The sequence below is a fragment of the Pseudovibrio sp. POLY-S9 genome (assembly GCF_001431305.1).
In the GTDB taxonomy this organism is placed as follows: Bacteria; Pseudomonadota; Alphaproteobacteria; order Rhizobiales; family Stappiaceae; genus Pseudovibrio.
Genome location: NZ_LCWX01000248.1, coordinates 72,617 through 85,814 on the forward strand (window position 1 = coordinate 72,617; position 13,198 = coordinate 85,814).

7 protein-coding genes are annotated in these 13,198 nt (G+C 51.5%); 5 read left to right on the top strand and 2 right to left on the bottom strand.

Annotation, left to right across the window (positions count from 1 at the left end):
* The first annotated feature begins 128 nt into the window (after positions 1-128).
* The 4 genes from PPL9_RS28595 to PPL9_RS28610 all read left to right on the top strand — a co-directional run bounded on the left by PPL9_RS28595 (position 129) and on the right by PPL9_RS28610 (position 7,132).
* Positions 129-1,679 (top strand): Do family serine endopeptidase, encoded by a 1,551-nt coding sequence (locus PPL9_RS28595; protein ID WP_057465960.1) that lies wholly within the window; start codon positions 129-131, stop codon positions 1,677-1,679.
* Positions 1,680-1,978: 299 nt separating this feature from the next.
* A complete protein-coding gene (locus PPL9_RS28600; RefSeq protein ID WP_057465903.1) occupies positions 1,979-2,659 on the top strand; it encodes a response regulator transcription factor in 681 nt (226 codons plus the stop codon).
* Positions 2,643-4,139 carry a HAMP domain-containing sensor histidine kinase gene (locus PPL9_RS28605; protein ID WP_057465904.1) on the top strand — a complete coding sequence of 499 codons (1,497 nt, stop codon included), beginning with the start codon at positions 2,643-2,645 and terminating at the stop codon, positions 4,137-4,139. The genes PPL9_RS28600 and PPL9_RS28605 overlap by 17 nt, the downstream gene beginning before the upstream one ends.
* Complete coding sequence (locus PPL9_RS28610) at positions 4,103-7,132, top strand: bifunctional [glutamine synthetase] adenylyltransferase/[glutamine synthetase]-adenylyl-L-tyrosine phosphorylase (protein ID WP_057465905.1); 3,030 nt, start codon at positions 4,103-4,105, stop codon at positions 7,130-7,132. The genes PPL9_RS28605 and PPL9_RS28610 overlap by 37 nt, the downstream gene beginning before the upstream one ends.
* Before the next feature lie 73 nt (positions 7,133-7,205).
* Here the strand turns inward: PPL9_RS28610 and PPL9_RS28615 are convergent, their stop codons facing one another.
* On the bottom strand, positions 7,206-9,581 hold the full coding sequence (locus PPL9_RS28615; protein ID WP_057465906.1) for a PAS domain-containing sensor histidine kinase: 2,376 nt from the start codon (positions 9,579-9,581) through the stop codon (positions 7,206-7,208).
* Between the two features lie 192 nt (positions 9,582-9,773).
* The gene (gene pepN, locus PPL9_RS28620) at positions 9,774-12,410 is read right to left on the bottom strand and encodes an aminopeptidase N (protein WP_057465907.1); all 2,637 of its coding nucleotides are present in this window, start codon (positions 12,408-12,410) and stop codon (positions 9,774-9,776) included.
* Between the two features lie 270 nt (positions 12,411-12,680).
* Here pepN and PPL9_RS28625 point away from each other — a divergent pair.
* Positions 12,681-13,198 (top strand): CaiB/BaiF CoA-transferase family protein (locus PPL9_RS28625; RefSeq protein ID WP_161831495.1); only part of this gene is annotated, 518 nt, incomplete at its 3' end.

The following is a 13,198-nucleotide window of genomic DNA, read 5'->3' on the forward strand; positions in this document are numbered from 1 at the left end:
ATCATTACAGAAGATTAATGTGGCAGATAGGTGTTTGTAAGGTTCGCTCTGGCATAGTCATTCTCAACGAAATGCAAAAGCCCGTTTTCCCCAGTTGGGCTGAGATTGACTAAATGGAGTTGAGCCAAATGAAGTTGACCAAGAACGCAAGTTCCAACGTTGTTTCCCTGTCTGCTGCAAAAACCACTTCCAAACGTCGTTCCCGTCTTCTCAATGGCACCATGGCACTGGCAATTGCAGGTGCAATGGTTGCTCCGCTGACACTTGTTCCAGCAACCGCTCAAGCCGAGCCTGTCCGCGTAAATGCGCCAGCAATGCCAAGCTTTGTTGGTTTAGTCGAAGCAGTTCAGCCAACAGTTGTTTCCGTTCGTGTGCGCTCTGAGGTTAAAGAGAATGATCGTCTGGCGGGCATCCCTCCAATGTTCCGCGATATGCCAGATGATCACCCACTACAGAAGTTCTTCCGCGAGTTTGGTGGACCAGGTGGTGAGCAAAAAAAGAAAGCTCCACCACGCAAGCGCTTCGATCAATCTCAAGGGTCCGGCTTCTTCATCTCTGATGATGGCTATGTAGTGACCAACGAACACGTGGTTGAAGGCGGAACTGAGTTCACCATCGTAACCAGTGAAGGCGAGGAACTGGAAGCCTCATTGGTTGGTTCTGACAAGCGTTCTGATCTGGCTCTCCTGAAAGTAGAAAGCGAAGAAAAGTTTGAATACGTCGCCTTTACAGATGATGCTCCACTGGTTGGTGAGTGGGTCGTCGCAGTTGGCAACCCGTTCGGTCTGGGCGGCACGGTAACGGCTGGCATCGTCTCTGCTCGTGGTCGTGACATCGGCGCTGGTATCTATGATGATTTCCTCCAGATTGATGCTTCTGTGAACCGTGGTAACTCCGGTGGTCCTGCATTCAACGTGAAGGGCGAAGTGGTTGGCGTGAACTCCGCAATTGTGTCTCCAAGCGGTGGCAACGTGGGCATCGCATTTGCGATCCCGGCGCAGACTGCAAAAAAGATCATCTCTGACCTGAAAGAAGACGGCGCAGTAACTCGCGGCTGGCTTGGCGTTCAGATCCAGCCTGTGACCAAGGATATCGCTGAATCCCTCGGTCTCGAAAACGAAAACGGCACGCTGGTTGCGGAAGTTCAGGGCGATACCCCTGCAAAAGCAGCTGGCTTCCAGGCTGGCGACATCATCCTCAAGGTCGATGGTGAAGAAGTGAACGGCCCGCGTGAACTGGCAAAGGTCATCGCTGGATATTCACCAAACACCGAAGTGAAGATCGAATATTGGCGCAATGGTGAAATCGAGACCGCGACTGTGAAGCTCGGCACTATTCCTGAAGAGAAAAAACAAGCCTCAGCGAGCAAAAGCAAGGATGCGAATACCGCATTGGTAGACAGCCTAGGGCTGGAACTGGCAACTGCTGAACAGGCAGGTGTTGATGAAGAAGGCGTTGTTGTCACTAAGGTAGATCCAGATGGACCTGCTGCTGACAAAGGCCTCGCACCTGGTGCGATCATCACCGAAGTTGCTGGTGTTAAAGTTGAAACACCAACCGATGTTGCAGAACAGGTTGAAACAGCACGTGAACAGGGACGCAAGGCAGTTCTGCTGCGTGTCACCCGTGGTGAGAATACACTCTTTGTGGCGATCCCGCTAGAAAAGGGTGAGGAATAAGCCACTTACAAGAATGCGGATCACGAGAAACGCCCCTCTCGTGGTCCCTCGTCGAAACACCAAGGATACCCTCACAGGTGTTTCGGTTGTTTGAGGGGCTGATAGCAAGGGTAGCCCTCTACTTGATGTCAGTCCTAAAAACCAATGCTGGAAGAAAAGGCAGGGACTTTATCATCTGCCAACTTCACCTATAAAACTTATGCAAATGCTGACGGTTACCCCCAACAGCATTTGCTTTTTTTTATCGTTTCCCGTCAATGTGAGGAAACGACCAATGCCTTGCTCTGGGAAATGAAAAAATGAGAATCTTGATTATTGAAGATGATCGGGAAGCGGCGGACTATCTGCTCAAAGCACTGAAAGAAGCAGGGCACTCACCTGATCACGCAGACAATGGCGAAGACGGACTTGAGCTGGCAATCTCCAACACATGGGATGTGCTCGTCGTTGATCGCATGCTGCCCAAACGCGATGGCCTCTCCATCATCGAAACACTGCGCGCCTCTGGTGATGAAACGCCTGTATTGATCCTCTCAGCGCTCTCGCAAGTAGATGATCGTGTGACCGGTCTGCGCGCAGGTGGAGATGACTACCTCTCAAAACCCTACGCCTTTTCTGAACTGCTCGCCCGCGTTGAAGTGCTGAGCCGCCGTAAAGCTGGTCCACAAGTGGAAACCAAGTTGCAAGTTGCTGATCTTGTTCTGGATCGCCTCGCGCACTCTGTTAGCCGTGCTGGACAGGAGATAGTGCTGCAGCCCCGTGAGTTCCGCCTTCTTGAGTACCTCATGAAGCATGCTGGGCAGGTAGTGACCCGCACCATGTTGTTGGAAAACGTCTGGGATTATCACTTCGATCCGCAGACCAACGTGATTGACGTTCACATCTCAAGGCTTCGGTCAAAGATCGACAAAGGGTTTGATTTCCCGTTGCTTCATACTGTTCGTGGTGCAGGGTACTCAATCCGTGACAGCTCTAACTAGGATCCTCTCAACCACAGCCTTCAAGCTGGCCGCAATCTACCTGACGTCTTTCACGGCGCTCTCTGTGTTTCTGTTCATCTTCATCTCGCAGAACACCGATGATCTGATGAACAAACAGGTGGTGCAGACGGTTGATGCAGAAATTCAGGGCCTTGCCGAACAATATGCTCAAAACGGCATCAACGGACTCGTAGTTGGTGTGGAGCGCCGTGTCCGAAGCCCCAACTCAAACCTCTACCTCATCCTGGACTACTCTGGAAACGTCATTACGGGCAACATCGCCTACCTGCCTGAGAAAGTTCTCTCAGTGTCCGATGGCCGAATTCAGTTTGTCTCTTACACACCACTAGGGTTTGCTGAGACGGACCAGAACAAAGCCAAAGCGATCGTCCGCATCTTCGAATTGCCCGGTAACTTCAAGCTGCTGGTCGGACGTGATCTGGAAGATCAGGTCCATCTGAAAAGCTTATTGGGTGACGCTTTGACCCTCTGGCTGGTCGGAATGGTCGTTCTGGCTGGCATCACATGGTTCTTCCTCAATCGCCGTATCCTGAAACGCATCGATAACCTTTCCATGAGCTCACGCCTGATTATGGAAGGTGATCTTGCCGGTCGCCTCGATGTGACTGGTAACGGAGATGAGTTCGACCGTCTGGCCAGCAACCTCAATGTGATGCTGGATCGTATTGAAGAGCTGATGAAGGGCCTTAAGGAAGTCTCCGACAATATTGCCCATGATCTCAAAACACCGCTCACACGTATGCGAGGGCGCGTGGAAGCTGCTCTGCGGCAAAACTTGAGTGAAAATGAAGGCCGCGAATGTCTGGAAGAGACACTGGTTGAGACCGATGAGCTGATCAACACCTTCAACGCACTGCTGCGTATCGCGCGTGTGGAAGCTGGTTCCACTGGAGCGGAGCTGCAAACAATCAAGCTGGGCAACATCGTCAAGGACGTGTGCGAACTTTATGAGCCCGTTGCCGAAGATGATGGTGTCGAGTTCTCTGTCTCACTGGAAGATGAGCCTGTCATCGAAGGCGATCGGGAGTTATTGGCGCAAGCTCTCGCAAACTTGATAGAAAATGCTCTTAAATACGGTCGCCCAACCGAAGAGAATATCAAACCCACAATCAAAGTCGTACTGTCTGGAAATGATGAGCAGGCTATACTCAGCATAGAAGATAATGGCGCTGGTATTGCTGCTGCTGATCGTGAGCGGGTGTGTAATCGCTTCGTTCGGCTTGATAGCTCTCGCCATGCACCGGGTTCTGGGCTTGGATTGTCACTTATCAAGGCGGTAGTAACTCTCCATCATGGAGAATTGCAGCTAACATCGGCTGGGACAGCAGATGATTCTGAAAGTGATAAGCAATCTGGCCTGCGTGCCCGGATTGTTCTGCCCTTAAACAACGGGCAAAGAGGTGAGGGAGAGGGCAACGAAGCATGGGACAAGGCTCGGAAGAAGAACGCCACCAGCTAAAAAGCAGCATTCTGAAGCGCGAACATCGTGAAGGAGCTCTTGCTCCTTTATTTGAGCGCTTGGAACGCCAGCCCATCTGTGCAGATGATGATCTGGGTGATCGGCACCTGAAAGATCTTATTGAGAAGCTGGAACGTAAGGACCTCATTTCTGAGTTTGAACAGCTCTGTCAGGGTGCCCCCCATCTGCGCAGCTTTGTTAAAGGCTTCATGGTCAGTGCGCCATTTCTGCGCGAGACCATGTTGCGCGATGTTCAACGCTTCCTGCGTATTTTGAATACACCGCCAGAAGAGACCATTGCGATCCTTTTACAGGACTGCCTGAATGCCCGACCTGAAAGCGAAGCTGCACTTATGCAATCGTTGCGTTTGGCAAAACAGGAAATGGCTCTCACGGTTGCGCTGGCGGATATTGCAGGCGCATGGCCGCTGGAAAATGTAACGGGTGCTCTCACCAAGTTTGCAGATGCATCATTGACCGCCTGCCTACGCTTCTGCCTTCGTGAGCTTGAAGTCAGAGGTAAATTTATTCCGGTTGATCATGATGAACCGGAAAAGGAGGCAGGTTTCTTCATTCTGGCCATGGGCAAGCATGGCGCGGGTGAACTTAATTACTCCTCTGACATCGATCTGATCGTTCTTTATGATCCTGAGCGTAGCCGCCTGATTGGTGGTGCAGAAGCGCCTGTTGAGTTTGTCCGTATCACCCGCCGTCTGGTGAAGCTCATGAATGAGCGTACCGGGGATGGATATGTTTTCAGAACTGACTTGCGCTTACGGCCAGATCCTGGAGCAACGCCACTGGCAATCTCTGTTCCTGCAGCGCTGGTCTATTATGAAAGCCTGGGCCAGAACTGGGAACGTGCAGCGCTCATCAAAGCACGCCCATGTGCAGGTGATATTGAAGCCGGTGAGATCTTCCTTGAAGAAATACGCCCATTCGTCTGGCGCAAATATTTGGACTATGCCGCCATTTCAGATGTGCACTCCATCAAACGCCAGATCCATGCTCACAAAGGCTTCAGCAAAATCACGGTTGCTGGTCATAACGTGAAGCTGGGACGAGGCGGCATTCGTGAAGTTGAGTTTTTCGCGCAGACCCAACAGCTGATCGCAGGTGGCCGCAACCCGCAACTACGCGACCGGCGGACACTGATCACGCTGGAAAGACTGGCTGACTGTGGCTGGATCGACCAATCCGCTGCAGAAGATATGGAAGAAGCCTATCGCTACCTGCGCGAGGTTGAGCATCGCATTCAGATGATCAACGATGAGCAGACCCACATCCTGCCTAAGGATGAAGAGGCATTAGCACGTGTCTATCACCTTATGGGCATTCAAGGCCGCTCTGAGTTCGCTGACACGATCCGCTCTAAGTTTGAGTTGGTGCAAAAGCACTACTCAGGCTTGTTTGAGCATGAGCCAGATCTGGCAACCAACCTTGGCAATCTGGTCTTCACAGGAGATGATGAAGACCCCAATACGCTGGAAACTCTCAGCCAGCTTGGCTTCCAAAGGCCCGTTGATGCAATCCGCACCATCCGTCAGTGGCACTACGGCAGATATCCGGCAGTTCGTGCGCCAAAATCTCGTGAACGGTTGACCGAGTTTACCCCAATTCTGCTGGATGCATTAGCGCGTACTGAGAATGCAGACAAAGCACTGCTGACATTTGACTCCTTCCTCTCCAAACTGCCAATGGGTGTGCAACTCTTCGGGTTGCTCAAGTCTAACCCGCACCTGTTCAACTTGCTGACGATGGTTATGGGCAACGCACCACGTATGGCCGAGATCGTCTCCAAACGCGTCCACGTTCTGGATGCGCTTCTCGACCCGGCATTCTTTGGTGGGGCGCCATCAGCAGAGCAGATTGAAACAGCGCTTGCTGTGACGCTCGATCAGGCTGGGTATTATGAAGAAGCGCTCGACCGGGCGCGTATCTTTGTACAGGAGCAACAATTCTTGCTCGGCCTGCGCTTGATCACAGGAACGATCACAGCAGCAGAGTTAGGCCAGGGACTTTCAACACTTGCAGACGCAGTGCTCTGTCAGCTATTGCCACGTGTGCAGCAAGAGTTGGAAGACGCCCACGGTAAAATTCCAGGAGCTGAACTTGCTCTTGTTGCCATGGGCAAACTGGGCGGACAGGAAATCACTTGTGCATCGGACCTTGACCTGATTCTGCTCTACGATTTTCCCGAGGATGTCGTTCAAAGTGACGGCAAACGCCCGTTGGCCCCAAGTCAGTACTACAGTCGCCTCACACAGCGCCTTGTATCCGCGCTGACTGCGCCGACGGCAGAAGGCGTCCTTTATGAGGTCGACTTCCGTTTGCGGCCCTCAGGCAACTCTGGACCGCTTGCAACGCGTTTTGCGTCCTTCAAAGACTATCAGTCCAACGATGCCTGGACGTGGGAGCATATGGCCCTTACACGCGCTCGTGTCATCACCAGCTCAAGCCCTGAGTTTGCTCAACAGATCGACTGTGCGGTCTCGCAGTTGTTGCAGGACAAGCGCGATATTGAAAAACTGGCCCGTGATGTCTGCGATATGCGTGCGCGCATCCAGAAGGAGAAGCCAGCAAAGAGCCCATGGCAGATCAAGGGTATTCCGGGTGGCTTGATCGATATTGAGTTCATCGCCCAGTTCTTGCAGTTGGCTCACGGTGTCGAGCATCCTGAAGTCCTGCAGGCTCGTACCGAAGATGCATTGCTTAAGGCGCGTGATTTTGGAGTATTGCGTGAAGAGGATGCTGACACGCTTATTCCAGCCCTTCGAAACTATGAGGACCTGACACAGATCCTGAAGCTCGCTCAAACCGGACACTTTGATCCAAAAACAGCTCCGGGCGGCTTGCTCGATCTTCTTGTAAATGCAGGAGGTGAGCCAGACTTTGAACGTCTGACCATCTACATGCAGGAACAACAGATCATGGTCCGCAGAACCTTTGAACACCTCATTGGCAAAGTGGCAGAAGCTGAAAAGACCAGCTAAGACAACACACATCTAAGAAAACAAAAAGGCCGCTGATGAAGCGGCCTTTTCTTTGAAGATTGTCTGCTTGCTCTTAGGCAGCGTTTAGATTGCTGATACCTGTCAGGCGGCCTTTGTCGCGTCCCTTAGCTTTCAAGGGCAGCTTGATCGTAACCTCGGTGCCTGTGCCGACTTCAGAGGCGATTTCCATGTAACCGCCGTGCAGCTCGCTGAGAGACCGTGCAATTGCCAGACCAAGGCCAGATCCTTTGTGCGTCTTAGTGAACTGGTTCTCCACCTGCACAAACGGCTTGGCAAGACGGTCAATGTCTTTCTTGGAGATTCCGATACCGTTGTCAGAGATCTTGAGTTCAGCAAAGGCACCGACCTTGCGGGCAGAGACCCGAACCTCACCATTGTCTGGTGTAAACTTGATAGAGTTTGCAAGCAGGTTGAGTAGGATCTGCTTAACAGCGCGGCGGTCAGCCTGCAGATGCATGTGAGGCAGATTTTCGCTAACAACCTTGATGTTCTTCTCAGCTGCTGTTGCAGAGATAATCCGGGCTGCATCCTGAACGATCTGCTGGATCTGAACATCCTCAACAGATAACTCAATCCGGCCCGCTTCAATCTTAGACATATCCAGAATGTCGTTGATCACATTCAGCAGATAGTTACCGGAGGAATGAATGTCCTTGCAGTATTCTTTGTACTTGTCGGAACCAAGGTCACCAAACATGCCTTGATCCATAATCTCAGAGAAGCCGATGATTGCGTTTAGTGGTGTTCTCAACTCGTGGGAGATGTTTGCAAGGAATTCGGACTTCGCCTGGTTTGCATCTTCCGCGCGGGTCTTCTCATCCGCATATTTCTCGGTCAGTTCCACCAGCTGTTGAGCCTGTAGTTCAAGTTTCTGGCGGGACTGGCGCAAGTCGGCAATGGTCGCCATATGACCGCGCTCAGACTCAAGCAATTTCTCTTCTTTACGCTTCAGCTCTGTAATGTCGGTGCCAACGGAAACGAAGCCACCATCTTTGGTCCGGCGCTCTGAGACCTGTAACCAGCGACCACCTTCCATCTCAACCTTGTAGGAACTTCCCATATCGCTGTCGATGTGGTCGCCTTCCTCAGGCTCGGAAATAATCGGCTGGCTCGCGGAAGACATGACAGTTGCATAAGGCGTGCCCGACTGCACAACATGGTCTGGCAGCTGATGCAGCTTGCGGTAGTTGGAGTTACACATCACCAGATGGTTGTCAGCATCCCACAAGACAAAGGCCTCGGAGATGTTCTCAATTGCATCACGCAGGCGTAGATCAGCAGTACGGCTCTGTTCTGCCAAGCGCTTCTGCTCGGTCACATCCATACAGATACCGATCAGGTGAGGTTCATTGGTGCCCGCATCGGTTTGAACTTCAGCACGTACCCGAAGCCAGACCCAGGAACCATCACTGTGACGCATGCGCCATTGACGATCCACGTTGCTCTTGCCGGTATCCAGCAGGCTCTTTGCAAGATCATAAAGATCAACGTCATCGGTATGGGTCAGGGATTGGATCTCAGCAAAGCCCATAATATCATTACGCGGATCCATGCCCAGCATCTCATAGAGCGAAGCGGACCAGAACACGCGGCCACGGGAAAGGTCCCAGTCAAACAGACCACAACGACCACGGTTGAGGGCAGCGTCAATGCGAGAGCGCGTGGCCGAGTAAATGCCATCTGCCTGCTGCGCTCGGGTTGCCTGCGCAAAATAGGCATAGATGATGACCAGCAGCACCATGGAGGTTGCAACAAAGATCGTGACATTGGCGGAAAGTTCAGCACGCCAGGAAGAGAAAATCGCGTCTTCTGGCTGCATGATAGCAACCATGCCGATTTTGTTTGGTAAATGATGAACTGTTGCCCGGGTTGCGTCTTTGGTGCCCTCATTGAGCGTCAGCACACCTGCGCGTTTTCCAAAGAACGTCATTGGCTGAGTGTCACCAAGGAAACTAGTAATTTTCAACCCTTCCATATCAGGGCGGGTCGGAGCACTAGCAACAATGGTACCGTTCGGGTCAGTCAAGAGAATTTGGCGGCTTTGGCTGGTGGCCCGGGGGGGCAGGGCCTCAGAAAGTGCACGCTGCAAAGCAGAAGTCAGGCCGGCGGAGCCTTTTTCTTGCTCGGAAATTTCAATGCTGGCGGTCAGGGCAGTTGCAATAAGTGTGAGATCGTCCTGAGCCTTCTGGCTGACATTCTCATAATTGTAAGCAATCTCAAGTCCGCGGAAGATAGCGGTACACGCAATGAACACGATGCAAAGAGCAGGAATAATTCTGCGCATCATTGGTTCCGTTGTTAAGAGGCGTTGGTAGGCTGGTTGAGCGAGTAACTTGATATGTCCGGTCAGAGCGTCTTTTTTGCCTGTCCGTTTGGTCGAGTTCAAGAGTCGTCGAGCGGTCGCGCCCCCTGCAAAGGCTCGTGCCATGAATGCCCCCATGTGTCAGATTCCGCCGCAAATAACTCGGGTTGCAATTCACCCGAATCACATTCATTTGAATCTATCCGAATCAACTTGTCCAGAGTCTCGACACAAAAAAATGGTTAACGGCAGCGCTTTTTGCTGCCGTTAATTTTCATAGGACTCTCAGAGACTTCGCTGGGTGCAAAGTCGACTGTCTTAGTCTAGACACAGCTCAACTATTTCTTTGACATCAGTAGAGAGTTGCTGATCAGCTGCAAGAATTCGCTTCAAAGCGGCTTCTGCCTTTACTCTGCGTTCCGCATTCATATTCTTCCAAGAGCCAAAGCTTTTGACCATTCTGGAAGCAACCTGAGGGTTAATCTTGTCCAATTGCAACGTGATTTCAGCAAGATAATCATATCCTGAACCATCAGCCGCATGGAAACCTCTTGTATTGCCACCGAGGAAGCCGCCAATGAGCGCGTAGATACGATTTGGATTATCCCAAGAAAATGCCGGATGTTCTGTGAGAGTACGTAGAGCGCCAATCGTGTCTTTGCTCGGCGCGCTGGCCGCGACACCTAGCCATTTATCCATGGCAAGAGCAGTGTCCTTGTGGCGTTCCTCAAAGGAAGCCATGGCTTCTTGCGCCCCTGCCAGCTTGAACTTGACCAGGCAGTTCAAGGCGCTGATCCGGTCCGTCATGTTATCGGCAGCATCAAAATGTGCCTTAGCCAGAGTAGCGCTGCCTTCACTATTACTTGCCGCTAAGTAGGACAAACAACGCAGCTTCAGCGCACGTTTGCCTGCTGAAAGAGCATCCGGGCTAAACGTTGCTGGCATCTCCAAAGCATCATAGATACGCTTGAAGGTGTCATAGAGTGCAACGCCGATCTCTTTGGAGAACGCATTACGGGCATCACCGATCGCATCAGCATCGACGTCTTTGCCGATTTCAAGTGCGATTGCCTGCTCGCTAGGCAGCATCAGGCCAAAACCACGGAACGCATGGTCAAGGTTCTCATCCTCTGCCATGTGACCGAGCGCCTCAATGAAGGCGTCCTTGCCTGTCGGCTCTGCACCATTGGTCAGCTCAATAAGCAGATCGGTCATCAACGTCTGAGCAGCCTGCCAGCGATTGAACGGGTCGATGTCGTGGCGCATCAGGAAGATTTGATCTTCACGGGACAGACCTGTTTCCAACTTAACTGGAGCCGAGAATTCGCGCAGAAGGGAAGGAACTGGTCTACTGCCGATACCATGAAAGACAACGGTTTGTTTGTTTTCGCTCAGACACAGCAAATCGCCATCGACTTGAGCACCTTCGGCATTGGAATAGGCGAGATCATCTCCATTCGGGCCAACCAAGCCAAAGCGAATTGGAATGAAGAATGGTTTCTTTTGGTCTTGTCCAGGTGTTGGAGCATTAATCTGTTCCAGCTCCAGAGTGAAAGTCTTTGCAGCTTCGTCGTAAGAACCTTTTGCTTTCACAACTGGTGTACCGGACTGGTGGTACCACAAGCTGAAATGAGACAAATCGATCTTAGTCGCATCTTCAAAGCATTTGAGGAAGTCCTCAATGGTTGAAGCATCACCATCGTGTCGCTTGAAGTAAAGATCCATCCCTTTTCTGAAGTTGTCTGCACCAAGAATTGTCTTGATCATACGAACCAGCTCAGCACCTTTGTCATAGACCGTTGCCGTATAGAAGTTGTTGATCTCTTTGTATTCTGTCGGGCGAACTGGATGCGAAAGAGGCCCCTGATCCTCAGGGAACTGACGGGATTTCAGGCGGATTACATCAGCAATACGCTTCACAGGGCGGGAACGTTCATCAGAAGAAAATTCCTGATCGCGGAATACAGTAAGTCCCTCCTTCAGGCAAAGTTGGAACCACTCGCGGCAGGTGATGCGGTTACCAGTCCAGTTGTGGAAGTATTCGTGGGCGACAACAGTCTCAATACTCTCATAGTCTGTGTCGGTCGCTGTGTCACTATCCGCCAGAATGAACTTGTCATTGAAAATGTTGAGGCCCTTGTTCTCCATCGCACCCATGTTGAACGCAGAAACAGCAACAATGTTGAACACTTCGAGGTCGTACTCGCGGCCAAATACTTTCTCGTCCCACCGCATGGACCGGACCAGACTGTCCATGGACCAGTCTGCGCGGTCCTCATTGCCTTTCTCGACAAAGATGTTCAGATCGACTGGTGTGCCGGAAGCTGTCGTATACTTTTCTGAAATGCAGGCAAGATCGCCAGCAACAAGCGCAAACAGATAAGCTGGCTTCGGGTGCGGATCATGCCACACTGCAAAGTGACGATCAGTGCCTTCAATGTCACCTGCGTCCTGCGGATTACCGTTACCAAGCAAAATCGGATTGGTCGCTTTGTCAGCTTCAATGCGTGTCGTGAATACTGAAAGCACATCTGGGCGGTCATAGTAGTAAGTGATCCGGCGGAAGCCCTCTGCCTCACACTGAGTGCAGTAGATGCCCTGAGAAAGGTAAAGTCCTTCCAGCTTGGCGTTCGTGGTTGGGTTCACCTTGGTGATAACTTCCAACTGGAAGCGCTCAGCAGGTGGTGCATGAACTGTCAGCTTGTCTGTAGAGGCTTCGAAAGCGTCTTCTGCCAATAGCACGCCATCAATAGCGGCTGAAATAAGTGTAAGCTCGTCGCCATCCAACTCAAGTGGAGCGCCGTCTTCGGTGCCATCACGCTTGGAAATGGTAAGGGTGGAGATAACTTCGGTTGCTTCTGGTAGAAGTTTGAAGATAAGAGAAACACTCTCAATGACGTAGGGTGTTTCTGTGTAGTCTTGCAGTCTAATGAGCTGAGCAGTTTCAGATCGCATACCTGTTCTCCCAAGAAGTGTTAAAGCAGCTTGATCACCCCTTGGCGCAGCGCTTCCAAATTTTTATGTAGATCGGCGGTACCGTTGAAAACGGTTCCGGTCAAATGCAGGGAATGAAAACCTCATCACTTTTGCACCCAAAAATCAAATTATCAAGCAAGGGAAGGACTGGAAGGAGATCATGACAGATCCTCGTAAGCACTATCCCGAAAAAACAGGTAGCACTGAGCTCCTGAAATAGATCTATACAAAAAGGCTGAGGTTGCTTCCGTGACAGCTCCCCTGGAAAACATAAAAGTATTGGAACTGGCGCGCATTCTGGCAGGCCCATGGATTGGACAAACCCTTTCTGATTTGGGTGCCGATGTCATCAAGGTGGAAAGCCCGCGCGGTGATGATACCCGGACCTGGGGACCTCCGTTTGTCGAAGAAGAGGGCGGAAGCAAAAGTGCAGCCTACTTCCATGCCTGCAATCGCGGCAAGCGCTCCATAACTGCTGACTTCTCAAAGCAGGAAGACCTTGAGTTGATTTATGATCTGGTACGTCAAAGTGATGTGCTGATCGAAAACTTCAAAGTTGGCGGGCTAGCCAAGTTTGGCCTTGACTATGATAGCCTCAAGAAGATCAATCCGAAGCTGATCTATTGTTCCGTGACTGGTTTTGGTCAGGATGGCCCTTATGCCCACCGCGCCGGATACGATTTCATGATCCAGGGCATGGGCGGTATTATGGATCTGACTGGTTCGCAAGGCGGCGAGCCACAAAAGGTAGGCGTTGCTTTTGCTGA